The sequence below is a fragment of the Sphingomonas sp. VDB2 genome, assembly GCF_047946695.1.
GTDB classification, from domain to species: Bacteria; Pseudomonadota; Alphaproteobacteria; order Sphingomonadales; family Sphingomonadaceae; genus Sphingobium; species Sphingobium bisphenolicum.
Genome location: NZ_CP159615.1, coordinates 2,189,652 through 2,214,337, shown reverse-complemented (window position 1 = coordinate 2,214,337; position 24,686 = coordinate 2,189,652). Strand labels below are relative to the sequence as shown.

The following is a 24,686-nucleotide window of genomic DNA, read 5'->3' as shown; positions in this document are numbered from 1 at the left end:
TGCGAAAGCCTGCCGGTCATCGGCGACATGGCGCAGTTCGAAGTCGCCACGGCCCCGCAGGCAGGCGATGGCCTGTTTTTCATGGATATTGCGTCGATTGAGCGCACGGCCCGACATCATGCCTCACCCCCTCCGATCACCATGGGCCGGGCGATCGGCACGCCGAAGCATACACCTGAGATAACCGCGTTGCCCGCCATTTCAGCCCCATATTGCGAACGATAATAATAATGACTCGCAGATGGCGCGTCTTTACTGATACGGCGCGACAGGTCCATCAATTCGGGAAACATTGGGAAATCGTATAGAAATGCCAATGTTAAATGGGGGGAGTTTGACGCATGGAGGATAGGAATGAGCAGGCGGGTGCGATGCGGATATTGCTGCTGGAAGACGATCAGGACATGCGGGACTATCTCGCACGCGGACTGAAGGAGCTGGGCCACCATGTCGTCGTCGAGGGCGAGGGCAAGGCGGCGCTGGCGCGCACGCTGGCGGAAGCCTTCGACATCCTCGTGCTGGATCGCATGGTGCCGGGACTGGACGGCCTGACGGTGCTCAAGCTCGCGCGCAACGCGGGGTGCCAGTCGCCCGCGATCATCCTGTCGGCCATGTCCGGCATCGAAGACCGCGTTGCCGGGCTGGAAGGCGGCGCGGACGATTATCTGATCAAGCCCTTCGCCTTCGCTGAACTGGCGGCGCGGCTTGGGGCGCTGGCGCGGCGACCGCCGCCGGGCGACAGGGCGGAAGCGCAGCTTATGTTGTGCGTTGGCGGTATCGAACTGGATCTGATACGCCGAACCGTAAAGCGGTCCGGCCGGATCATCGACCTGCAGCCGCGCGAGTTCAGCCTGCTCGAATATCTGCTGCGCAACCCCGACCGGCTGGTAACGCGGACCATGCTTCTGGATCGGGTGTGGAATTTCGGCTTCGATCCCAAAACGAACATCGTCGAGACGCATATGAGTCGATTGCGCACGAAGCTGAACGAGGGCGGGGCCGAAAATCTGATCCGCACCATTCGCGGCTCTGGCTATATGATCGTCAGCAGCGCGTCGTAGGTCGTGGTCATGCCCCGGACGATCAAAGGCCTGTCCATCCTGTCGGCCGGCATATCGGGCCTGGTGACTCTGGCTCTGGGCGCGGTCGCCATCTTCATCTCCCATCATGAGATCGAGGCGCAGATCGACCATCGCCTCGAAATGGAGATGGATGCGCTACTCGATTATCACACCACCAACGGCGCGGCCTCTCTGGCGCGACTGGTGCGCCTGCGTGACGGCGGCGCGACGAACGGCACCGGCTATCTCGCGGACAGCGTCGCTGACGGGCGCCTGATGCTCTACGCCCTGGCCGATGCCCAGGGACGGCGGCTCGCCGGCAGTCTGATCCCGCACATTCCGCCGACCGGCTGGAGCGAGTTCCTGCCCATCCGTCGGCCGGACGGGTCCAAAGGCGTGGCGCAGGCGCTCAGCCGTCCATTGCCCGATGGCGGTCAGATCGTGGTCGCCGGCGATCGCGACGCGCTCAGCCGCGCCGACGACCGCATCCTGATCGCTGCGCTGGTGGGGCTGGGCATCATTCTGTTGACGGGCACGGTCAGTACGATCGCCTTCGGCCGGCTGGTCCGGCGCCGCCTGGTTCTGATCAGCGGGACGGCGCAGGGCATTATCGAGGGCGACTATACCCGTCGCATTCCGATCGACGGTTCGGGCAGCGAGTTCGATCGCATCTCCACCATTCTCAACAGGATGCTCGGGCGGATCGACATGCTGATGCGCTCGTTGCGTCAGGTGTCCAGCGACATCGCGCACGACATGCGAACGCCGCTGGGGCGCATCCGGCAGGATATGGAAGCCCTGCTGCTGAAGGCGCCCGACGATGCGACCACACAGACCCTGGAGCGGACGATCGCGGACATGGACGCGTTACTCGATCTGTTCGCAGCTTTGCTGGGCGTTTCCGAAGTGCAGGGGCTGGCGGTGCGCAAACGCTTCGTTCCGCTTTCCTTGTCCGATATCCTCGGCGAAATCGTCGAAGCCTATCGTCCCGCCTTCGATGACGAGGGGCGGGCGATCACAGCGTCCCTGACGGACGTGACGATATCCGGCGATGCCCAGCTACTCAAACGCGCCGTCGCCAACATGCTGGAAAATATTCTTGCCCATGCGGGCGACGGCGCCGACGCCACGATTGCGCTCATGTCCGCCGGTGACGAGGCCATCCTGACCATCAGCGACGATGGATCGGGCATCGCGGCGGACGATCGCGACCGCATTTTCGAGCGGCTTGTGCGCCTCGATCCCACACGATCGAAGCCGGGGCACGGCCTGGGCCTGAGCATGGTGAAGGCGATCATCCACGCCCATCGCGGCACAATCGACATCATGCCGTCGGACCAGGGGCTTTGCTTCATGATCAGGATTCCGGCGCTGCCCTCAAAAGCATGATTTTCCCGCAAGAAAGGCGGAACCGAAAGGCGACGGATCGGCCTCCAGTCCCGCATGTCCTTGCATTTGGATCCTAGAAGTCCACCGTCGCCGACAGCCAGAGCCGGCGCCCTTCCTGGTTGATGGAATAGGCTGGCGTATAGGCGGTCGTCGGGCCGTTCGGATATGGCACATAGGCCGCATAGTCGGTATCGAGGATATTGTAGACCGTCGCCGCGAGGCGGAAGGCCGGTGCGATCTGGTACGAACCGCCGAGGTGGAACACCTCATAGCTGCGGAAATCGCCCACGGCCGCCTGCTGGGCATTATTGCCGCGGTAGCGGCTGGACCGTATTTCGGCGCGCGCCCACATGCTCGCCCTGTCGCCCAGCTTCCAGCGCAGGTTTCCGTTCAGCATATGCTTGGGCATACCCACCAGCGGCAGGCCTTGCTCCGCACCGCTCAGTTGTTCGGTTTCCGTATAGGTATAGTTGACCGACAACGAGACGACGGGCGTGAAGGCGAAGCGGGTCGCCACTTCGACGCCGCGGGTGCGGGCCTTGTCGATGTTGATCGACTGACCGAGCAGGTCGACGGTCGGGAAGGGGCCTACGTCCAGGCAACCGGGGCGGTTGGGATTGCCTGCGAACTGGCAGTTGGGAATGCCGGGGCCGGACGCGATCTTGTCATCGAAGTCATTGTTGAACAGGGTGACATTGCCGCTGAAGAAGCCCTGTCCGTCATAATAGAGGCCCGCTTCATAGCTGGTGCTGGTTTCCGGCGTCAGGCCCGGCGTCCCGATCAGCGGGATGCGACCCTGACCGCCGAAGCCGACGATGCCTTCGGCGATCTGTTCGACGCGCGGGGTCTTGAATCCCCGGCTGACGCCGCCCTTCAGCGTCAGCACATCGTTGATATTCCACACAGCATAAGCGCGCGGCGACCATTTGTTGCCGAAGGTCGAATGGTCGTCATAGCGCGCGCCGCCGGTAATGTTGAACCCGTCCGTCACGGTCAGCGTCGCTTCGGCAAAACCCGCCCATTGGGTGAATGTGAATGGTTCGGGCGCCACACCCTCGACCATCCGCGCCTTCCAATATTGGCCGCCCACGGTGAAGGCGACCGGACCGAATTTGCCCGCGAAGCGCGAATCCACAATGTCGTTGCGCGCTTCCAATGTCCGCGCACTGCCCGGCGTCGCGCCTGGCGTACCATTGGGGATCAGGCGGCCGATCGTCTCGGTATCGTTGCGGGTCAGCGTCGTGTCGAGTTGGCCGAAGCCCATGCGCCAGCTATGCGCCAGCACATAATTGGTGCGATTGAACCGTTGCTCCGGTGCGTAGCCGCCCGACCCCAACGTGCCCAATTGTCCGCTGCTATTGTCGTAGCTTTGTTCATTGCGGTCATATTCGATCCACAGGTCATGATCGGCATGGGGCGTGATGCTCAGGCGCCCGCCATAGGTATAGACGTCCGACCGCACGGGGTTGCGGCCCAGCGTCAGCGCCGGGTCGCCGGGAATGTCGATATTCGACCCCTCCCGATGGAAGACGCTGCCACGCAAGGTCAGCCCGACCAGATCCCTGACGATCGGTCCCTGGGCGAACCCGTTGATCGACTGGATATTGCCGAAGCGATCGTCGCCCTGGATCGTGCTTTCGGCGCTTGCGGTGCCCACCCAGCGGTTGCCGACCTTGCGCGTGATGATGTTGACCACGCCGCCCATCGCATCCGAGCCGTAAAGGGTCGACATCGGCCCGCGCACCACTTCGATGCGATCGATCGCGGAAAAGGGCGGCAGAAAGCTGGTGGAGGTTTCGCCGAAACCATTGGGCGTGACCCCGCCCGGCGCATTCTGGCGGCGGCCGTCGATCAGGACCAGCGTATAGTCGCTGGGCATCCCGCGGATCGAGATATTGAGGCCGCCGGTCTTGCCCGCCTCCCCGCCGACATCGACGCCCTGCACGTCCTGCAGGGCTTCGGCCAGGCTGCCGAAGCGCTTCTCCTGCAATTCCTCGCGGCCCAGCACGGTGATGCTGGCGGGGGCTTCGACGATATTCTGCTCATAGCCTGCCGCCGTCACAACGATCGCGCCCGATTGGTCGTCGCCTGCCACGGGCGCCGCATCAGCCGCGAGCGCTGGGGCAGACAGGGCACATGCGAGGACCATGAGGCTGGCCTGCAGCCCGGAAGGACGCGGCGAACATAAGGCAGAAGCAAACATGGAAGACCCCCAAAACTAATATTGCGACTAAGTCGCGTTAGATTCTGGGTGGCTGATGTGGTGACGGTCCTGGCCGGTCAATCAAAGGCTTGCACGGCGGCGGCCGGGCAATGTTTCTTTACGGAACGGAGACGATGATCGGCACTGCCTGCCCTTTACCGACACGCAGCGCAATATGGCGCAAGGATCAGCAATATGGATCGGGAACCCGCCCTTTGCCATTCTAGGCTGGCGACTGGCCCAATATCTCGCGTGCGCGGGGCGCCAGCCGCTCTACGGCGGCGGCATGGATGCCGGGCGCGGCGCAGAGCAGGCCGAAGGCGGTGGGTTGCGGCCGGTTGAAGCGCAGCGGATCGCCCAGCGCATCAGTCACCGCGCCGCCCGCCTCCTGCACGATCAGCGCGGCGGCGGCGACGTCCCATTCATTGCCCCAGCGCACGGTGGCGACCAGATCGGCTTCGTCGGCAGCGACCATCGCCATGCGCAGCGCGATGCTGTTGGGCTTGTCCACCGTCACCAGATCGCGATCGACGCGCGGCAACTGGTCGGCCGGCACCCGCGCGCCCTGCAGCATGGTCCGGCTTCCTGCGCGCAACCTCTGGCCGTTGCGCGTTGCGCCCTGGCCCAGTTGCGCCACCCACAATTCGTTGCGCGCGGGCGCCGCCAATAGGCCGATCTGGACCGCGCCATCCTCGACCAGCGCGACCGACACCGACCAGCCCGGCCGCCCGCGCAGATAATCGCGCGTGCCGTCGATCGGATCGACCACCCACACCCGTGGCACGCCTAGCCGATGGACGGTATCGGCCGTCTCCTCCGACAACCAGCCGGCGTCCGGGTCGATCGCCGCCAACCGCGCGCGCAGCATGGCGTCGACCGCCAGATCGGCCTCGCACACCGGATGGCCGGGCACCTTTTCCCACTGGCGCACGCGGGTTTCCCCGCCCGCCCACAGCGTCAGCGCATGGTCGGCCGCATCCGCCACGGCGGATATGACCGCACGGAGATGGGCCTCAGCCTCCGGCAACGGTCATCCCGTCGATGCGGATGGTCGGCACGTTCATGGCATAGCGGAAGTGCAGGTCGCTCGCGGGCGTCAGCGCCCGGAACATGGCCTTCAGGTTGCTCGCGATGGTGATTTCCGACACGGCATGGGCCACCGCGCCATTTTCGATCAGGAAGCCCGCCGCGCCCCGGCTATAGTCGCCGGTCACGCCATTGACGCCCATGCCGATCAGTTCGGTGACATAGAGGCCGCGCTTCACGTCCGCCATCAGGTCGCCGGGCGAGATGGCGCCAGCCTCCATATGGACGTTGGTGATGCTGGCGCCCGGAGCGCCGCTGCCGCCGCGGCTGGCATGGCCGGTGGGCTCCAAGCCTAGTTGGCGCGCTGATGCGCTGTCCATCAGCCATCCGGTCAGCACCCCCTGGTCGATCAGCGCGCGCCGTTCGACCGGCAGGCCTTCGCCATCGAATGGGCGCGATCGCATGCCGCGCGGCAGCAATGGGTCGTCGATGATGGTGACGCTCGCGTCGAACAGCGCCTCGCCCAGCGATTCCAGCAGGAAGCTCGACCGGCGCGCGATTGCCGGGCCGACCATGCCGCCGATCAGATGGCCGAGCAGGCTGGAGCCGATGCGCGGGTCGAAGATCACCGGCATGACGCCGCTCTCGACCTTGACCGGGTTGAGCCGCGCCACCGCCCGCTGGCCGGCGCGGACGCCGACCGCTTCGGCATCGTCCAGATCCTCCAGATGGCGCACGCTATGGCTGGCATGGTCGCGCTGCATGTCGGCGCCCGTGCCCGCCAGCACGCTGGCCCAGGTCGAATGGCTGGTGCCGGCATAGGCGCCGGCAAAGCCGTGGCTGGTCGCCAGCGCGACCTGGCTGCGGCCGTTCGCGGCGCCGCCGCCCTCGCTGTTGGTGATGCCGGGCACGCTGCGCGCCGCTTCCTCCGCCATCAGCGCGCGTTCGCGCAGCGCTGCGGGTTCCGGCTCCTCCTCGTCGGTCAGGTCGAGCGCGGGCGGGCGCTTCTTGAGCAACCGGTCTTCGGGCGCGAGGCCGGCATAGGGGTCTTCGGGCGCTTCGCGCGCCATGGCGACGGCGCGATCGACCAATGTCGCGAGCGTCGCCGGGTTCATGTCCGAAGCGGAAATGCTGGCGGACCGCTGGCCGATGAAGACGCGCAGGCCGATCTCCTCGCCCTCGGACCGTTCGACATCCTCCAGCGCGCCCAATCGCACCGATACATTGGTCGATGCGTTGCAGGCATAGATGGCGTCGGCGGCGTCCGCACCGGCCTTGCGCGCGGCGCTGACCAGATCCTGCGCGCGCGACTGGGCTTCTTCTAGGCTGAGCATGGAAGGAAAATGGTCCTCAAAAACAGGAAGGGAAGGGGATCGGCCTTACGCGCTTGCGCCAGCGCTAACAAGGCTGGCGGCGGCGACGCCCGCCAGCCAATGGTCGAGCAGGTGCCAGGCCACCGCCATCGTCGGCGGGGCGAGGAAGGGGGCATCGGGATCGCCCGCCATCGCCGCGCGGACCTGATCTGCGTCGCACCAGAAGGCATCTTCTATCTCGGTCGGATCGAGCGTCAGCGCATCGTCCAGCGCCTCGCCGATGCAGGCGATCATCAGCGAAGAGGGGAAGGGCCAGGGCTGGCTCATCACATAACGGACCTTATGCACCCGCACGCCCGCTTCCTCCAGCAATTCGCGCGCCACCGCTTCCTCGATCGTCTCACCCGGTTCGACGAAGCCGGCCAGCGCCGAATAGCGACCCGGCGGCCAGGCATGTTGCCGGCCCAGCAATATGCGCCCGCGATATTCGGCCAGCATGATGACGACCGGGTCGGTGCGGGGGAAATGCTCGGCGGCACACGCCTCGCATTTGCGCGCCCAGCCGGCCTTGACCGGCTGCGTCGTCCCGCCGCAGACCGAACAATGGCGATGGCGGGCATGCCAGTGGACCAGGCTGCGCGCGGTGCCGTAAAGGGCGACTTCTTCGGTCGGCACAAGGTCGGCGATGGCCCGGCTGCGCGGCGTGGGAACCAGATTGGGGCCAAGGTTCGCGACCAGCCGCGCGAAGATCGGCCGTTTGCCCGGATCGACGCCCAGCAGCAGATGATCCTCGACCCGCGCGTCCGCCGTCAGCGGCTCCAGCAGCAGATGGCCGTCCACCTCCACCGGCTCCAGCCCGTCCAGCACCAGCAGGCGCGCCGCGTGATCGGCGAACGTCTCGGCCAGCAAGGCGGGGTTGGTGCGGATATGGTCCACCCGGTCGAGGTTGCTGCCGACGAAGCCCGGCACGGCCTTTATCGCTGGATCAGTTCCGTGCATCTGCCTGCCTTTCTTTCCTCACCGCGTCGGCCGCCCGTGCAAACAATGTCGGCAGCCCCGCCTCGCCGATGCGGTCGATGGGCCACCATTCGCCTGCGCCCTCCGGCGTTTCGTTCGCTTCCACATGGGCATGGTGAACGCGCAGCGCCAGAGAGAAATGGGTGAAGACATGCGCGACATCTGTCTCGATCGTGGTCCAGCGGGCGGCGATCGGCGGCGTCGGGTCGGGCGCATCGCCCCAGTCGGAACTGGGTAGCGCCCGCATCCCGCCCAGCAGTCCCTTGTCCGGGCGGCGCACCAGCCAGACATGGCCGTCGCGCTCGATCCACCAGCCATGGCCGGTGCGGTGCGGTCGCACCTTCTTCGCCGCCTTGACGGGATAAGCGGCGGGATCGGCGGTCAGCACCGCGGCGCAATCCTCTCGCAACGGGCAGATGCCGCAGGCCGGATTGCGCGCCGTGCAGATGGTCGCGCCCAGGTCCATCATCGCCTGCGCGAAATCCCCGGCGCGGGCATCGGGCGTGATGCTGTCGGCGGCGGCGCGGATCGCCGGCCGGGCGGCGGGGAGGGGCGTGGCGATGGCGAACAGCCGCGCCACCACCCGTTCGACATTGGCGTCCACCACCACCGCGCGCTGGCCGAACGCGATCGCCGCGACGGCCGCGGCGGTATAGGCGCCGACCCCCGGCAGGGAACGCAGCCCGTCCTCCGTATCGGGAAAGGCGCCGCCATGGTCGCGCGCCACCGCCCGCGCGCAGGCCAGCAGATTGCGGGCGCGGGCATAATAGCCCAGCCCGGCCCAGGCGGCCATCAGGTCCGCGTCTTCGCTCGCCGCCAGATCCTGAACAGTCGGCCAGCGGGCCAGGAATTTCGCATAATAGGGGCCGACCGCCGCGACCGTGGTCTGTTGCAGCATCACTTCGGACAGCCAAACCCGGTAAGGATCGGCGGCATTGCTGCCGGGCGGCGCGCGCCACGGCAGCCGCCGGGCATGGACGTCATAATGGGCAAGCAGGTCGCTTGCGATTTTTGTGGCTCTACCCTCGACGCGCATGGCGACCCTATGCCATTAAGCGGGCCATGACGGAACGCCCGGCCCCCCCGAAATATAAGAGTCGCAAGCTGCCGGCCGAAGACAGGCCGCGCGTGGGCGCGCCGCGGGCGATCGCGGACCTGATGCCCGACATCGGCCGCGCCGCTTTCCGCAAGTTCGGCTTCGTCCAGTCCAGCATCGTCACCCGCTGGGCGGAGATCGTCGGCGCCCATTATGCCGGCATTTCCGCGCCCGAATCGATCCGTTTCCCGGTGGGGCAAAAGGCCGGCGGCACGCTGCAACTGACGGTCATGAGCGGTCATGGGCCGATGGTGCAGCATATGCTGCCCGATATCGTCGAGCGGGTGAATCGCTTCTTCGGCTATGCCGCTGTGGCGAAGGTCGCGATCCGGCAGGGCGATATCAGGCCCGTCGCGGCCGAACGCCGCCCGCCGCCCCGCAACCTCAAGCCCATTCCGGTCGAGCTGGGTGATTCGCTGCGCGACATTGGCGATCCCGAACTGCGCGCCGTGCTCGAATCGCTGGCGCAGGGGCTTGCCAACAGCAGCGGATTGCCCAAGATCAACTGAAGCGATTGACTTGAAAATCGCGTCAAAAAAGACTGAAGCGATTGACTTGCACATCGCGTCAAAAACGACGCTGTTCGGTTCCGGTTCAGCGGAACCAATTTACGGACGCACGCCATGAAGACACTGTTCCTGCCGCTTGCTTTGCTTGCCGTTCCCGCCGCGCTGGTCGCCGCGCCTGCCGCCAACTGGGTGAGCCGGGTCGTGCTCTCGCCGATCGGCGGCCATGCGATGGGCAATCCCAATGCGCCGACCAAGCTGGTCGAATATGTCAGCTACACCTGTTCCCACTGCGCCCATTTCGTGGGGGAGGCGAGCGCCCCGCTCAAGGCCGACTATGTGAAGGGCGGCAAGGTGAGCGTGGAAGTCCGCAATGCCGTGCGCGACCGATATGACCTGACGGCCGCCTTGCTCGCGCGGTGCGGCGGCCCGGCCCGCTTCATGGGCAATCATGAGGCGCTGTTCGCCAACCAGACCGCCTGGATGGAGCAGATCGAGGCTTATGACGGGGCGACGACCGAAAAGCCCGCGGACCAGACCGCGGCGATACGCGATATCGGGCAAAAGACCGGCCTCTATGCCCTGATGAACAAGCGCGGCTTCACCAATGCCCAGCTCGACGCCTGCGTCGCCAACCCGACGGCGATGAAGCAGATCCTCGCCATGACCGACGACGCCTGGAACAAGGTGAAGATCGGCGGCACGCCCGGCTTCGTCGTCAACGGCACCCTCGTCAAGGGATCGACCTGGTCCATTCTCCAGGCCGCATTGCCCGCCGCCGCGCACTGATCTAAAACCCCGTCCATACCGCCAGTCATCGGAGCCTTGCCCGCCGTGAAAGCCGTTTCCGCTCTTGCCCTCATCGCCGTCAGCCTGACCCTCGCCGCCTGCGGCAAGAGTGAGGAAGGCGCCAAGCCGAGCGGCGATCCGATCGCCGCCGTCTCCGCCCCTGCGGGCACAAGCTGGTCGCAGACCATCGCCCAGACGCCCGATGGCTATTATCTGATGGGCAATCCGTCGGCCAAGATCAAGCTGGTCGAATATGGCTCCTACACCTGTAGCCATTGCCGTGATTTCTCCGCCGAAGCCTCGGAGGAAATCAAGAAGATCGTCGACACCGGCAAGATGAGCTTCGAATTCCGCACCTATGTGCGCGACCCGATCGACCTGACCACCGCGCTGCTCGCCGGCTGCGGCGGCAAGGACATTTACTATCCGCTGTCGGAGCAGTTTTTCGCCAATCAGGCGGCGATGTTCGAAAAGGTGCAGGGTAACGAAGCCGCCTTCCAGGGCGTGGAAAAGCTGCCCCCGGCCCAGCGCCCCGGCGCGATCGCGCAGATCGCCGGTCTGGTCGAATATGCGCAGCAACGCGGCATTTCCGCCGATCAGGCGAAACAGTGCCTGGCCGACACCGGCGCGGCCGAACGGCTGGCCAAGGGCGTCGAGGCGGCGAACAACCAATATCAGATACAGGGCACGCCCAGCTTCCTCATCAACGGCGTGCTGGTCGACAATGTCGCCAACTGGGCGTCGCTCCAGCCTAAGCTCAAGGAAGCGGGCATCTGATTGGGCCAGCGGGGGCTGACAGCATCGTTTGAAAGGGCCGGGGCGGCACGCTGTCCCGGTGCGACCCCGTGCAGATAAAGCGGCTCAAACTCTCCGGCTTCAAAAGCTTCGTCGACGCGACGGAGTTGCGGATCGAACCGGGGCTGACCGGCATCGTCGGCCCCAACGGCTGCGGCAAGTCCAATCTGCTCGAAGCCATTCGCTGGGTCATGGGCGAATCAAGCGCCAAATCCATGCGCGGCGGCGGCATGGAGGATGTCATCTTCGCCGGCACCGCGACGCGGCCGCAGCGCGACTTCGCGGAAGTCTCGCTGCTGACCATCCAGGAACAGGGCGAACTCTTCAACGCCGTCGATGTCGGCGCGGACGGCGAACTGGAGGTCACCCGTCGGATCGAGCGCGGCGCGGGCAGCGCCTATCGCGCCAATGGCCGCGACGTGCGCGCCAAGGATGTATCGCTCGTCTTCGCCGACGCCGCCACCGGGCCGCACAGCCCCGCGCTGGTCAGTCAGGGGCGTATCGCCGCCGTCATCGCCGCCCGCCCCCAGGAACGGCGCGCCATGCTGGAGGAAGCGGCGGGCATTGCCGGGCTTCATGTCCGGCGCAAGGATGCGGAACAGAAATTGCGCGCGGCGGAGGCCAACCTCGCCCGGCTCGACGAAATCCTGCTCGATATGGATGCGCGCGCCAACGCGCTGCGCCGGCAGGCCCGCGCCGCCGAACGCTATATCCGGCTTTCCGACCAGATCCGCGTCGCCGAAGGCCGCACCCTCTTCGCCCGCTGGCGCGAAGCCAATGCGAGCGCGGAGGCCGCCCGCACCGAAGCGAAACAGGCGGACGCCGCCGTTGCCGCCGCGCAGGAGGGGCAGCTCGCCGCCGCCGCCCACGCCCAGGCCGCCATCGCCCTGTTGGCCGATCGCCGCGCCGCCGCCCAGAGCGCGCGCGACGACGCCAATGAGGCGGGCCATCGCCTCGCCGCGCTCCGCACCGAGCGGGAAGCCGTGGTTCGCCGCCTCGCCGACCTTGCCCAACAGGCGTTCCGGCTGGAGGAGGATCGCGCCCGCGAAGGGACGCTCGCCAATGACGCCGCCGATGCGATCGCCCGGCTGACGGCGGAGATCGCAACGCTGAAGGGGCGGATCGCCGAGACGGACAAGCTGCGCCCGGCCTTCGCCGCCCGGATCGCCGCGGCCGAGGATGCCGCGCGCGACGCCGAACTGGATCTGGCGCGGGCGATGGCGACCCAGGCGGCCGAACAGGCCGAACTGCGCGTCGCCGAAGCGGCGCTGGCCGCCGCGCGCACCCGCCTCGACCGGGCGGAGCGGGAGGTGGCGCGGCTCGCCGCCGAAGCCGCCGCCCTGCCCGACGCCACCCCGCTGGAGGCGCAACGTACCGCGGCGCTGACCGATCGGGACAGGGCGAAGGGCGATAGCGACGCCGCCGAAGCCGCAATCCAGACCGCCGAGGCTGGCCGCCAGTCCGCCGCCGAGGCGCGCGACACGGCGGAAGCCGCCCTTTCCTCCGCCCGCGCCGCCCTCGCCGCGCTCGATAGCGAGGCGGCAGCGCTCAAACGCGCCGTCGATAGCGGCGCAGGCAACCGGTCGCGCGCGCTCGACCAGTTGAAGGCCGCCCCCGGCTATGAACGCGCGCTCGCCGCAGCGCTGGGCGACGATCTGGAAGCGCCGGTCGGCGCGGACGGCAAGCGCCGCTGGGCCGGCGCCGATCCGCTGCCGGGCGATCCCGCCTTGCCCGCTGGCGCCACGCCCTTGGCCGTCCATGTCACCGCGCCGGTCGAACTGGCCCGCCGTCTGGCACAGATCGTTGTAGCGGACCGTGACGATAGCCGGCCGCTCGCCGTCGGCCAGCGCCTTGTCACTCTGGACGGCCAGTTGCGCCGTTGGGACGGTTATGTCGCGGCAGAGGGTGGCGCGGCGGCGGCCGAGCGGCTGATCCGCCTCAACCGGCTGGACGCGATCGCCGCCGCGCGCCCCGCGCTTCAGGCTGACGTCGACAGCGCCGCCACGGCGCAGGAGGAGGCCAAGGCGGACGAACAGGCCGCCACCCAGGCGCTCGCCCAGGCTCGCACCAGCCTGTCGCAGGCCGACCAGCGATTGCGCGCCGCGCTCCGCGCCGCCGACGAAGCGACCACCGCGCTCGAACGGCTGGCCGGGCGGCGCGAAGGGATAGAGGAACGGCTGGACGGAGCGCAGCGTGATCGCGCCGCCGCACAGGGCGAGCATGAAAAGGCGCAGGCCGGTCGCGCCGCCGTGCCCGACGGCGCAGAGACGCGGGCGCTGGTCGCCGCCCTGTCGCAGGCGAGCGACAAGGCGCGCGCCGCCGTCAGCCAGTTGCAGGCGGATCAGGCGCTCGCCGACCGCGCCCTGTCCAGCGATCGCGAGCGACAGGCGGCGGCCGATGCGGAGATCAAGGGGTGGCGCGCCCGCGCCGGGGAAGCGGCCAAGCGCATCGCCGCCATGGTCGCCCGCGCCGAAGAGATCGGGAACGAAAGGATCGCGATCGAGACGCAGCCCGAATCGCTGTCCGACGCGATCGCCGCGCTCAATGATCGGGGATCGGCGCTGACCGAGGCTGCCGACCAGGCCCGCCGCGCCGAACTGGAGGCGGAAGCCGCGCTGCGCACCGCCGAGGGCCGCGCCGCTCAGGCGGGGGAAATGCTCGCCGCCGCCCGCGAAGCCCGCGCCACCGCGGTCGCCCGCGCCGAAGCCGCCGACGAGCGGCGCGTCGAAACCAACCGGCTGTCGGGCGAACGCTTTGCATGCCCGCCGCCGGTCCTGCCCGAAAAACTAGGCTTCGCCAGCGCCGACGTGCGGTTGGCCCAGACCGAACTGGCCGATCATGACCGCTTCCATGCCGAACGCGAACGGATCGGCCCGGTCAACCTCGTCGCCGCGCAGGAACTGGAGGAACTGGAAGCTGCCCAGGCGAAGAGCCGCGCCGAGAGCGAGGAACTGACCCAGGCGATCCATCGCCTGCGCGGATCGATCGGCAGCTTGAACCGCGAGGGGCGCCAGCGCCTGCTGGCCGCGTTCGAAGCGGTGGATGGCCATTTTCGGCGCCTTTTCACTACCCTCTTCAATGGCGGGCAGGCGCATCTGGAACTGATCGACAGCGACGATCCGCTTGAGGCGGGGCTGGAGATCATGGCGCAGCCGCCGGGCAAGAAGCTGGCCGCGCTCACCCTGTTGTCAGGCGGCGAGCAGGCGCTGACCGCCGTGGCGCTGATCTTCGGCCTGTTCCTGACCAATCCCGCGCCGATCTGCGTGCTGGACGAGGTCGATGCGCCGCTGGACGACGCCAATGTCGAGCGCTTTTGCGACCTGCTCGACGCGATGGTGGCGCAGACCAACACCCGCTACCTGATCGTCACCCACAATGCCGTCAGCATGGCCCGGATGCACCGGCTGTTCGGCGTCACCATGGTCGAACGCGGGGTCAGCCGGCTGGTGTCGGTCAATCTGCAAAGCGCCGAAGCGCTGCTGGCGGCGGAGTAGCTCAGCTCCGCCCAAACCAGCCTTTCATCCGGCGGAACAGGCCGCGTTCGCTGATCGCTTCGAACATCTCCTCCGGCCCTTCGGGGTCCAGCACCTCATGGTCGGCGATCCAAGCCTGCACGTCGTTCAGGTTCGGGGTCACATAGGGGCGCAGCGTCCGGCCCGGCTTCTGCCGCAATTCCTCGATTCCCGCGACCAGCCCGCGCTCTGCGATCACCGCCGACACCCGTTCGGCCGGCAGGTCGAGATGCTCGGCGATCAGGTCGTCGCGGATTTTCAGGATCGTCGCCTGACGTCCGTCATTGCCGGGCAATGCGGTGTCGATCGAGATGTCGCACTCGGTGTCCAGCCGCATCGAGCGGTTGTTCATGTTGGACGAGCCGACCCGGATCAGCCGGTCGTCGACGATCAGCACCTTGGCATGGACGTAGATGGGGGCGCCGCGCTGGGTGAAGGGGTGATAGATGCGGAACCGGCCATGCGGATCGCGGCTCTTGAGCGTTTCGTACAGGCGCGCGCGCGCCGTATCCATCGCCTGCTGCTCCAGCCAGCCATCCGCCTGTTCCGGATTGACGATGACGATGTCCGGCCCGTCCGCCTCGGCCAGCCGCTTCGAGATCGCCTCGGCGATGCGGCGCGACGCGAAATATTGGCTCTCGGCATAGATATGCCGTTGCGCCGCCGCGATCTGGTTCAGGTAGAGCCGCTCGATCTCGATCAGCTCCTCCTGGTCTTCCATCTTCGGCGCGGTGCGGGCGATCGCGACATCGACCCCTTCGAACTGCACCGGCAGCGTGTCGGGCCAGCAATCCTGTACGCCTTCGACCGGCTCCAGCGGGTCGCCGCCCGCGCCGACCCAGCGGTTGCGCGCATGGTCGCCCAGCGCCGCCGCGATCGGTCCCATCAGCGCCGTGGTGGCGTCATGCCAGGGGCTATAGGGCGACCCGTCGGGGTGCAGGCGCCCCGGTTCCTCGTCGCGATGATGGCGCGTATCCCACCGGTCGCCGGTCATGTCGATGCCGCCGCAAAAGGCGAAACAATCGTCGATCACGACGATCTTCTGATGATGCGATGCGGCGGGCGGATGATGGCCGTCCAGCTTCACCGTGATCCGCGGATGCGCCATCCAGCGCAGCGTGGTGACGAGGTGCGAAGGCCGCGTCATCGATTTCATCGCGCCGACATCCCAGCGCAGCAGGAAAATCTCCAGCTCCGGCGTGCGTTCGACCAGCCAGGTGATGAAGTCGCCGATCACGGTCGGCGCACCGTCCTTGGCCTCATCTTCGCGGATAAGACTGATCGCAGGATCGAAATCCCAGCCGATCAGCATGATGCGGCGCTGCGCCTTCATCATCGCGGCACGGGCCTGACGAAAATAATTGTCGGCGTCGATGATGACGCTCGCCCGCTCCGCCCGCGCGATGCGCCAGCAATCGTTCCCCGGTTGCGGCGTCATGCGGCGCTGCTCCCCACCACCAGACAGGCCAGAAACATCAGCAACCCCGAAAAACGATTGGACCGGAATTTGGCGAGCGGATCGACGCCATCTTCCTTTAGTGTCGTCACCTGCCACGACAGATGCGCCGCCATCGGCAACAGCGCGGCGAGCGCCAGCATCTCGCCCCGCACCTGCCAGATCGCACCGGCCCAGAGCGCCAGCGCCAACGCATAGCAGAGCGTCACGCCGCTCCGCACATGCTGACCCATCGACAGCGCACTCGATCCGATCCCGATCAGCGCATCATCCTCCCGGTCCTGCAACGCATAGATGGTGTCATAGCCCACCACCCAGAAAATCGTTCCTGCATAAAGCAGCAGGCCCGGCAGGCTCAGTGCGCCCATGACTTCGCTCCAGCCGACCAGCGCCGCCCAGGAGAAAACCAGCCCCAGCCAGACCTGCGGCCAGCCGGTGATCCGTTTCATGAAGGGATAGGCCGCCACCAGCGCCAGGCTGCCCAGCGCCACGACCTGCGCATAAGGATGGAGTTGCACCAGCACGATCAGGCCGACGAGGCACAGCGCCAGCAGCCAGGCCCAGGCGACCTTGACCGACATCGCCCCGCTCGCCAGCGGTCGCGCGGCGGTGCGCGCCACCTTCCGGTCGAGATCGCGGTCGACGATGTCGTTGAACACGCAGCCCGCGCCGCGCATCGCGATGCTGCCCAGCAGCAGCCAGCCGATCAGCGGCCAGCGCGCAAAGCCGCCGCCCGCCAGCGCCACGGCCCAGGCGCCCGGCCAGAAGAGCAGCCACCATCCGATCGGCCGGTCGAATCGGGCCAGTTGCGCCAATATGCGCGGTGTGTCCGGCAACCGCGCCAGCAGGCCGCGCGCTTCGCTGTCGGGGACGATCCTGTAATTCACCGTGACTCCGTTCGATGAGCTTGTCGAAGCCCGTCGCTTCTCTTTAGGGAAGATCGGGCCGACCACAAGCGCGGCCGAACCGGAAGAGACAAAATGACCGCAACGCCCGCCTGGCCGCCGCAAAGCGCCCCCCGACTCCATGTCGAAACCCAGTTGGGAGAGGGCGTCGCGGTGCCCATCGACGGCAATCCGGCCCATTATCTGATCAGCGTCATGCGGGTGAAGCCCGACGACATCGTCCTGCTGTTCGACGGGCGATCGGGCGAATGGGCGGCGCGCGCGCGCGACATTCGCAAGCGCGACCTGGTGCTGGAATGCGTGCAACAGACCAAGTCGCCCGAACATGTGCCCGATTTCTGGCTCTGCTGCGCCCCGATCAAGAAGGGGCGGATCGACCTGATCGCTGAAAAGGCGTGCGAACTGGGCGTCGCCCGGCTCCAGCCCGTGCTGACCCGCCGTGCGGTGGTGGACAAGCTGAACCTCGACCGGCTGCACAGCCATCTGGTCGAGGCGGCCGAACAATGCGGACGGACGGCGCTGCCCGACCTCGCTGACATGCTGAAGCTGGACGCGCTGCTCAAAGGCTGGTCGCCCGATCGGCACCTTTTCTTTGCGGACGAGACGGGCGGCGCACCGTTGGAGGCGACATTGCGGGCGCACCCTGGTCCCGCCGCCTTTCTGGTCGGGCCGGAGGGCGGATTCGATCCGGCCGAGCGCGACGCGATCCGCGCTACGCCCGGCGCGGTACCGGTGTCGCTCGGCCCCCGCATCCTGCGGGCGGAAACCGCCGCCATCGCCGCGACGTCGGCCTGGATGGCGATCAATGGCGACTGGAAATAGTTTCATTCCGCTATTGGATTGAAGCGCTCATAGGCAGGCCCTATGTGGTGATCGCCCGACTTTGTTTGACGGGCCGAGGGGAAGCAGTAAGGGCGGGGCATGAGCACTAGAACCAACTCAGGGGATCATGATCCCGTCATCGAAAGCCGCGACCAACTGATCGCAGCCTTTTCCAAAGGCGAAAAGTCCAAGGATCGCTGGCGGATCGGGACCGAGCACGAGAAATTCGTCTATAATCGCCGCGATCATCATGCCCCGTCCTATGAGGAAAAGGGCGGCATCCATACGCTGCTGATCGGCCTGACCCGCTATGGCTGGAATCCGGTGTTCGAGGGCGAGAATATCATCGCCCTGTCCGGCGCCGACGGCACCATCAGCCTGGAGCCGGCCGGCCAGCTCGAACTGTCGGGCGCGCCGCTGGAAAACCTCCACCAGACCTGCGCCGAAACCGGCCGGCATCTGGAACAGGTGAAATATGTCGGCGACATGCTGGGCCTGGGCTTTCTGGGCCTGGGCATGTGGCCGGACAAGACGCGCGCTGACCTTCCGATCATGCCCAAGGGCCGCTATGAGATCATGCTGCGGCACATGCCGCGCGTGGGGTCGATGGGACTGGACATGATGCTGCGCACCTGCACCATCCAGACCAACCTTGACTATGGCAGCGAGGCGGATATGGCGCAGAAATTCCGCGTGTCGTTGGCGCTCCAGCCGCTGGCGACCGCGCTGTTCGCCAATTCGCCCTTCACCGAAGGCAAGCCCAACGGCTTCCTGTCCTATCGCAGCCATATCTGGTCGGACACCGATCCCAAGCGCACCGGGATGCTGCCCTTCGTGTTCGAAGACGGCTTTGGCTATGAACGCTACGCCGACTATGCGCTCGATGTGCCGATGTATTTCGTCTATCGCGACGGCCAATATATCGATGCGTCGGGCCATAGCTTCCGCGATTTCCTCGACGGCAAGCTGGCCGTCCTGCCGGGCGAAAAGCCCACGGAAAAGGATTGGGAGGATCATCTCTCCACCGCCTTCCCCGAGGTGCGGATGAAGAGCTTCCTGGAAATGCGTGGCGCCGACGGCGGCCCGTGGAACCGCATCTGCGCGCTGCCGGCTTTGTGGGTCGGGCTGCTCTATGACCAGGGCGCGCTCGACGCGGCGTGGGACGTGGTCAAGGACTGGACCATGGAGGAACGGCAGATATTGCGCGATTCCGTACCGAAGCTGGGCCTCGACGCGCCGATCGGCGGCGGGCGCAAGCTGCGCGACATTGCGGGGCAGGTGGTCGATATCGCCCGGTCCGGGTTGGCGTCGCGTGCGCGCCTCAACGGCGCGGGCGACAATGAGACCGGCTATCTGTCCTTCCTGGACGAGGTGGTTGCGTCCGGCAAGACCAACGCCGAACGGCTGCTCGAACGCTATCATGGGGAATGGCAGGGCGATCTCAGCCGCGTTTATGGCGAGGAAAGCTTCTAAACTCTATTCGGCGGCCTGCGCCGTCATCGCCGTCTCGCGCTTCTTCCCCGTCACCCAGGCGAAGAAGCGCGGCACCGGCGCGTGGCGCTCCATCCAGTCGCTATAGGCGCGATAATCGGGGTCGGCTGACAGATGCTTTTCCTCCGTCTTGGCGCGCCAATAATAGACCGCGTTGGTCAGCGCCAGCATCGCGCAGTTGCGCACCATGTCGACCAGCGATCCGCTGACCGACAGGAAGGGCAGGGCGGAAAACCACCAGAACAGGTTCTTCGACAGATAGGCCGGGTGCCGGGTCCAGCGATAGGGGCCATGGGTCAATATGCCGCGATGGGTCAGGTTGGAAAAGCGCAGCCCGAACGCCACCGTCGCCCAGGCGTAGAGGCCCGTCAGCAGCACCAGCCAGCCGCCCAGCAGCCATTGCAGCGCGCTCGACCCTTGCGTCCAGTAATCCCATTCCGCGCCCCCGGCGTGATAGTCGAGCGGCCCGCCGCCGCCCATCAGGACGAAGGGCGGGTAGCACATCAGCGCCGCCAGCCAGCCGCCCAGATAGGGGTTGGCGGTGCGGATGTGCGAATCCAGCGGCTTGAACGTCAGGATATAGCCGACCGTCGCCAGGCAGACGTCGATCATGAACATGATCGCGATCAGGAAGCCGGCCAGCGCCACCGGATGGGCGAAGGCATCCTCGATCCGCCATTCGACCACGCTGGCGAAATTGCCCGGCACGATTGACACCATGAAGGCCAGGAAGAACCCCTTCACCGCCCAGGCGCGCGCATGATGCGCGACCTGGCGCATGTCGGCCTGCCCCGCCACGCCGCCGATCACCCACTGGCCGAAGCTGAAGCAGGCGTCCTTCGGCTCCACCAGTCGCCGGTCGATCCAGAGCATATAGGGGACGGACAGGACCAGCAGCCAGGGCGCGGCCGCCATGAACAGGTCCATCGAAAAGCGGTAATTGCCGCTCCAATACCAGCGGGCGATGCAATAGAAGCTGGCGATGGCGAGCCAGGTCGCCCACAGTCCGGCGATCTTGACGATGCTGATGTCCAGCACGTCCCGCACCGTCCGGGCCGGCGCGCGCCAGTCGATCCCGGTCGATGCGTTGCGATGCACCTTGTCCACGATCAGCGACCACAGCACCATCGGCAGGCCGCACGCGACCACTGCGGCAAGGCCGGCATTCGGCCCGTTCATCCCATAATGGCGCGCCACCAGCGTCCACAGGCCCAGGCCGACCAGACCGGCAATGCCGACACCATGGCTGACGGCGGATTTCGGACAGGGATCGACCTTGCTCATGCCGGCCGCAATAGCGCAAAATGGTAAGCAAGCGGTGAATTGGCGCCTGTGGCTGATGGGATCGATATTATGCGCTTCCATGTCCAGGCAGAGCAACTTCGCCGTTTGCCCGGCCTCTCGCTCGGACGACGGATAGCCGCGGCCGTCTCGTTGCCCAGGTCAACTGACAATTCCATCCGATCCACAATCCTCTAGCCGAAGATATCCGCCAGATCCTGTGCCTGCGGCCCGTCCTTCCAGCCGCGCAGATCGATATAGAGGCTGGCCTGCACCGTGCTCCAGAAGGCGATGATCAGCGTGTTGCTGACCGCCGACATCAGCAGATAGGGCAGTGACAGGGCGGCTGTGGCGATCCCCTGGGGCGTCATGCCGCTCGCCAGGATGATCGCACCCAGCGCCGCGGACACCAGCCATATCAGCACCAGCAACAGCATCTGTAACCCGAAGATGCGCCAGCGCGCCCCCTTGGTCAGGAACCGGCTGCGCGAAAAGGCGCCGAACACTCCGCTATCTTCGGCGACCAGCGCTGGCGCCGCGACCGACCACATCAGGAACAGGATCACGCCGGGTATGAAGAACAGCGTGAACCCGGCCATGATCCCCAGGATCAGCAGGATGGTGAGGCCGATCAGCGGCACCGCCTTGGCCAGCCCGGTGCCGATACATTGGGCGAAGCTCGCCCGCTCCCCTTGCGCATGGGCCAGCGTCGCCCGCACCAGCGCGCCCTGCACCAGCATCGAAAGCAGCAGGAAGACGACGAAGGAAGCGACCGATACGGCGATAGCGGCGATCGTGCTGGCCCGATCCGCGCTCGCCAGCGTCGAACCGATGAAATAGCTGTAGAGAAATTGCGGGATCGACCCGAACAGGAAGGCGATGCCGAAGGTCGCAAGCGGATTGTCACCCAGCGTTCCGAAGGCCCGGCTCAACACCCGGCCGACAGAGAAGGACCGTTGCTCGCTCAAAGCCGCCCGCGTCGCCATTATCATACCCCCCATCTCCAGATCCGGACCGGATGCTGTCGCATCTGACCGACTTTGTCATCCTTTGAATGACTTGCGCCATCGTCGCCAGCCGCTAGGGTCTGCCGCGACGGGGGTGGGCATCGATGGCCGGACCAGGACATATGTCGGACGAGCAACTGGCTGCGGCGCATCGCGCGCTGCTGGCCGGTGGCGACGTGCAGTTCGACATGATAGCCGCACCGGGCCGTCCGCCGCCGCCGGCCTGGCTGAAGGCGCTGGGCGAGTGGCTGGAATGGGCGCTGGCCCCGGTGGGCCGCTTCCTGCGCTGGATCGGCAGCTTCATGCCCGATGCGCCCTATGCCCGCATTGTCCTGTGGACCATGATCGCCGCGCTGGCGCTGTTGATCCTCTGGATCGTCGTGGACCGGGTGCGCCACGGCGTCTGGCGCTGGCCGCGCTGGCGGCGGCGCCGTTCGGCCGCGGCGGTGGACGCGGCGCAAGAGGACTGGACCCCCGATGCCGCCCCGGCGCGCGCCTGGCTGGAGGAGGCCGATGCGCTCGCCGCGCAGGGCGATTATGCGCAGGCGGTGCATCATCTCCTGCTGCGCAGCGTGGAGGATATGGCGCGTCGTCGTCCGCAGATCGTGCGCCCGGCGCTCACCAGCCGCGATCTCGCCCGGGCCGACGGCATTCCGTCCGCGCCGCGCCGCCTGTTCACGGAAATCGCGTCCGCGGTCGAGCGCAGCCTGTTCGGCGGCCGCCCGATCGACGCGGACGAATGGGGCCGCTGCCGCCATGCCTATGCCGATTTCGCCCAGACGCGGAATTGGCCAAGGAACGGGACGGCATGAGCGATGTCGCCATGGCCCCGCCGTCGGCCGACGCTGCGCTGTTCCGCGGCCGCACCATCGCGCTGATGCTGGCGATCGGCATTGCCGGTTTCGCCGCCATGCTGGTGCTGGGCGCCTATGCGCCCGACCTGCGATCGGGCCGCAATGGCGGCGCGCACGCGCTGTCCAATGCGGTGACCGGCTATGCCGCTCTGGTGCAACTGGCCGAAGCGACCGGCCGCCATCCCCGCATCGTGCGCACCGCCCATGAATTCGATACCGAAGACCTGCTGGTGGTTACCCCCGAAACGGGGGCGGTCGACATCAGCGAGGCGCTGATGCAGCGTGCGACCCGGCCGACTCTGTTCGTGCTGCCCAAATGGCGCACAGTACCGGATGACGATCATCCCGGCTGGGCGCGCTATCAGGGGTTGCTGCCGCTACACGAGCCGATCGGCGTGCTCGCGCCCGGCGTCCGCTTCACCATGCGCCAATATCGCAGCGGCGGCGGCGCGCTCGTCTCCAATGGCGTCCCCGGTCGCTTCTGGGCGCCGCGTCCGATCCAGGTCATCACCGGCATCGATCCGACCAACAAGCAGCAGCAGGATCAATGGCGCCAGCTCACCCCTTTGTTGACCGACGGCAGGGGCGGCATCGTGCTGGCCCGGATCGGGGAAGGGCCGCTCTATGTTCTGGCCGATCCCGACCTGCTCAACAATCGCGGCATGAAGGATCTGGGCCAGGCCCGATCCGCGCTGGCCCTGCTCGACTGGATGAACAGCACCGATCCCGACGGCGTCGCCTTCGACGTGTCGATGAATGGCCTCGGCCATTCGCGCAGTCCGCTCAAATTGCTGTTTGAGCCGCCCTTCCTGGCGATGACGCTGGCGATCGCCGCCGCGCTACTGCTCGCCGGTCTCCACGCCTTCGGCCGTTTCGGCCCGCCGCGCGCGCGCGCCCGCGCCGTCGCCTTCGGCAAGACGGCGCTGGTCGACAACAGCGCGCTGCTGATCCGCAAGGCCGGACGCGAAGCGCGGCTCGGCGGCCGTTATGCCGCCGCCATTCGCGATCGTGCCGCGCGGGCCTTCGGCGCGCCCGCCCGGCTGCGCGACGGCGCGCTGGACGAATATCTCGACAGTTTGAAGGGGGCGCATCGCTTCACCGACCTCCTGCAGGTGGCGGACGCGGCGCGCGACCGGCACAGCCTGCTCGACGCGGCGCAGGCACTCCACGATTGGCAAGAGGATAAGAGCAGATGACGGTAGAAGAGGTTCAGGCGCTCGGCCAGGCCATCAAGCAGCAGGTGGCCCGCGCGGTCGTGGGGCAGGAAGCAACCGTCGATCTCATGCTCGTCGCGCTCTTTTCCGGCGGCCACATCCTGCTGGAAGGGCCGCCCGGCACCGCCAAGACGCTGATCGCCCACAGTTTTGCCCGCGCCCTCGGCCTCGATTTCGGCCGCATCCAGTTCACGCCGGACCTGATGCCCGGCGACATCATCGGCGCCAATCTGTTCAACTTCCAGACCAGCCAGTTCAGCCTGACGCGCGGCCCCATCTTCACCGAATTGCTGCTGGCCGACGAAATCAACCGCACCCCGCCCAAGACGCAGGCGGCCCTGCTGGAGGCGATGCAGGAACGCACCGTCACCATCGACGGCGAAAGCCTGGCCTTGAGCGACCGTTTCATGGTCGTCGCCACGCAAAATCCGATCGAGCAGCAGGGCGTCTATCCGCTGCCCGAAGCGCAGCTCGACCGCTTCCTCTTCAAGCAGAGCGTCGATTATCCCAGCGCCGCGGAGGAGCGGAAGATCGTCGCCACCCATGGCGCGCGCACCCACGCGATGACGCCCGAAGCCTGGGGCGTCGCCCCCGTTGCCGACGCCGCCCGGATCGCCGAAGCGATTGCTGTGGTGAATGGCGTGCGGCTGGTCGATGAAGTGATCGACTATATCCTCGCCCTCATCCGCGGCACGCGCGACGTCGCCGATCTCGAAAGCGGCGCAAGCCCCCGCGCTGGCGCGATGCTGGCGGGCGCGGCGCGCGCCCGCGCGGCGCTGGACGGCCGCGACTTCGTCATCCCCGACGACGTCAAGGCGCTCGCGCCCGCCCTGCTGCGCCATCGCCTCATCCTCTCGCCCGCCGCCGAAATCGATGGCCGCCAGGTCGAGGATGTCGTGACCGGCATCATCGACACGATCGAGGCGCCGCGCTGAGCGCCCCCGCCATG

20 protein-coding genes are annotated in these 24,686 nt (G+C 66.9%); 11 read left to right on the top strand and 9 right to left on the bottom strand.

Going from position 1 to position 24,686, the window contains the following annotated elements:
* The first annotated feature begins 371 nt into the window (after window positions 1-371).
* The gene (locus ABT375_RS11010) at window positions 372-1,061 is read left to right on the top strand and encodes a response regulator transcription factor (protein ID WP_390902431.1); all 690 of its coding nucleotides are present in this window, start codon (window positions 372-374) and stop codon (window positions 1,059-1,061) included.
* Window positions 1,062-1,070: 9 nt separating this feature from the next.
* On the top strand, window positions 1,071-2,450 hold the full coding sequence (locus ABT375_RS11005) for an ATP-binding protein (protein ID WP_416462435.1): 1,380 nt from the start codon (window positions 1,071-1,073) through the stop codon (window positions 2,448-2,450).
* Between the two features lie 73 nt (window positions 2,451-2,523).
* Here the strand turns inward: ABT375_RS11005 and ABT375_RS11000 are convergent, their stop codons facing one another.
* The 5 genes from ABT375_RS11000 to ABT375_RS10980 all read right to left on the bottom strand — a co-directional run bounded on the left by ABT375_RS11000 (window position 2,524) and on the right by ABT375_RS10980 (window position 9,045).
* The gene (locus tag ABT375_RS11000; protein ID WP_416462434.1) at window positions 2,524-4,599 is read right to left on the bottom strand and encodes a TonB-dependent receptor domain-containing protein; all 2,076 of its coding nucleotides are present in this window, start codon (window positions 4,597-4,599) and stop codon (window positions 2,524-2,526) included.
* Window positions 4,600-4,876: 277 nt separating this feature from the next.
* Complete coding sequence (locus ABT375_RS10995; RefSeq protein WP_416462433.1) at window positions 4,877-5,680, bottom strand: inositol monophosphatase family protein; 804 nt, start codon at window positions 5,678-5,680, stop codon at window positions 4,877-4,879.
* Window positions 5,667-7,013 (bottom strand): TldD/PmbA family protein, encoded by a 1,347-nt coding sequence (locus tag ABT375_RS10990; protein WP_416462432.1) that lies wholly within the window; start codon window positions 7,011-7,013, stop codon window positions 5,667-5,669. Before ABT375_RS10990 ends, ABT375_RS10995 begins: the two co-directional genes overlap by 14 nt.
* 45 nt (window positions 7,014-7,058) lie before the next feature.
* Window positions 7,059-7,991, bottom strand: coding sequence for an NAD(+) diphosphatase (gene nudC / locus ABT375_RS10985; RefSeq protein ID WP_416462431.1), 933 nt, complete (start codon window positions 7,989-7,991; stop codon window positions 7,059-7,061).
* Window positions 7,978-9,045, bottom strand: a complete 1,068-nt coding sequence (locus ABT375_RS10980; RefSeq protein ID WP_416462430.1) for an A/G-specific adenine glycosylase — start codon at window positions 9,043-9,045, stop codon at window positions 7,978-7,980. Before ABT375_RS10980 ends, nudC begins: the two co-directional genes overlap by 14 nt.
* Window positions 9,046-9,071: 26 nt before the next feature.
* On the opposite strand from ABT375_RS10980, the gene ABT375_RS10975 reads away from it, so the two are divergent.
* From ABT375_RS10975 to ABT375_RS10960, 4 genes are all read left to right on the top strand, one after another.
* Window positions 9,072-9,614, top strand: coding sequence for a DUF721 domain-containing protein (locus ABT375_RS10975; RefSeq protein WP_224548299.1), 543 nt, complete (start codon window positions 9,072-9,074; stop codon window positions 9,612-9,614).
* Window positions 9,615-9,728: 114 nt separating this feature from the next.
* Complete coding sequence (locus tag ABT375_RS10970) at window positions 9,729-10,400, top strand: thioredoxin domain-containing protein (RefSeq protein ID WP_224548298.1); 672 nt, start codon at window positions 9,729-9,731, stop codon at window positions 10,398-10,400.
* A gap of 45 nt (window positions 10,401-10,445) precedes the next feature.
* Window positions 10,446-11,177: a thioredoxin domain-containing protein gene (locus tag ABT375_RS10965; protein ID WP_224548297.1), complete on the top strand. Its 732-nt coding sequence runs from the start codon at window positions 10,446-10,448 to the stop codon at window positions 11,175-11,177.
* Between the two features lie 68 nt (window positions 11,178-11,245).
* On the top strand, window positions 11,246-14,689 hold the full coding sequence (locus ABT375_RS10960) for a chromosome segregation SMC family protein (protein ID WP_416462429.1): 3,444 nt from the start codon (window positions 11,246-11,248) through the stop codon (window positions 14,687-14,689).
* A 1-nt stretch (window position 14,690) separates the two neighbouring features.
* Here the strand turns inward: ABT375_RS10960 and ABT375_RS10955 are convergent, their stop codons facing one another.
* On the bottom strand, window positions 14,691-16,145 hold the full coding sequence (locus ABT375_RS10955) for a phospholipase D-like domain-containing protein (protein WP_416462428.1): 1,455 nt from the start codon (window positions 16,143-16,145) through the stop codon (window positions 14,691-14,693).
* Complete coding sequence (gene ubiA, locus ABT375_RS10950) at window positions 16,142-17,050, bottom strand: 4-hydroxybenzoate octaprenyltransferase (protein WP_224548292.1); 909 nt, start codon at window positions 17,048-17,050, stop codon at window positions 16,142-16,144. Before ubiA ends, ABT375_RS10955 begins: the two co-directional genes overlap by 4 nt.
* Window positions 17,051-17,143: 93 nt before the next feature.
* On the opposite strand from ubiA, the gene ABT375_RS10945 reads away from it, so the two are divergent.
* Both ABT375_RS10945 and ABT375_RS10940 read left to right on the top strand, forming a co-directional pair.
* Window positions 17,144-17,890, top strand: a complete 747-nt coding sequence (locus tag ABT375_RS10945; RefSeq protein ID WP_416462427.1) for a 16S rRNA (uracil(1498)-N(3))-methyltransferase — start codon at window positions 17,144-17,146, stop codon at window positions 17,888-17,890.
* 99 nt (window positions 17,891-17,989) lie between these two features.
* Complete coding sequence (locus ABT375_RS10940) at window positions 17,990-19,363, top strand: glutamate--cysteine ligase (protein WP_416462426.1); 1,374 nt, start codon at window positions 17,990-17,992, stop codon at window positions 19,361-19,363.
* A 3-nt stretch (window positions 19,364-19,366) separates the two neighbouring features.
* Here the strand turns inward: ABT375_RS10940 and ABT375_RS10935 are convergent, their stop codons facing one another.
* Together ABT375_RS10935 and ABT375_RS10930 are read right to left on the bottom strand one after the other, a co-directional pair.
* On the bottom strand, window positions 19,367-20,665 hold the full coding sequence (locus ABT375_RS10935) for a methyltransferase family protein (protein WP_416462425.1): 1,299 nt from the start codon (window positions 20,663-20,665) through the stop codon (window positions 19,367-19,369).
* Between the two features lie 191 nt (window positions 20,666-20,856).
* Window positions 20,857-21,663, bottom strand: coding sequence for a hypothetical protein (locus ABT375_RS10930; RefSeq protein WP_416462424.1), 807 nt, complete (start codon window positions 21,661-21,663; stop codon window positions 20,857-20,859).
* Between the two features lie 110 nt (window positions 21,664-21,773).
* Here ABT375_RS10930 and ABT375_RS10925 point away from each other — a divergent pair, with 110 nt between their 5' ends.
* Genes ABT375_RS10925 through ABT375_RS10915 form a run of 3 tightly spaced genes read left to right on the top strand, consistent with a single transcriptional unit; the run spans window position 21,774 to window position 24,672 of the window.
* Window positions 21,774-22,481 (top strand): DUF4129 domain-containing protein, encoded by a 708-nt coding sequence (locus ABT375_RS10925; RefSeq protein ID WP_224548280.1) that lies wholly within the window; start codon window positions 21,774-21,776, stop codon window positions 22,479-22,481.
* Window positions 22,478-23,719, top strand: coding sequence for a hypothetical protein (locus tag ABT375_RS10920; RefSeq protein ID WP_416462423.1), 1,242 nt, complete (start codon window positions 22,478-22,480; stop codon window positions 23,717-23,719). The genes ABT375_RS10925 and ABT375_RS10920 overlap by 4 nt, the downstream gene beginning before the upstream one ends.
* Window positions 23,716-24,672 (top strand): AAA family ATPase, encoded by a 957-nt coding sequence (locus ABT375_RS10915; RefSeq protein ID WP_224548275.1) that lies wholly within the window; start codon window positions 23,716-23,718, stop codon window positions 24,670-24,672. The genes ABT375_RS10920 and ABT375_RS10915 overlap by 4 nt, the downstream gene beginning before the upstream one ends.
* Window positions 24,673-24,686: the final 14 nt, after the last annotated feature.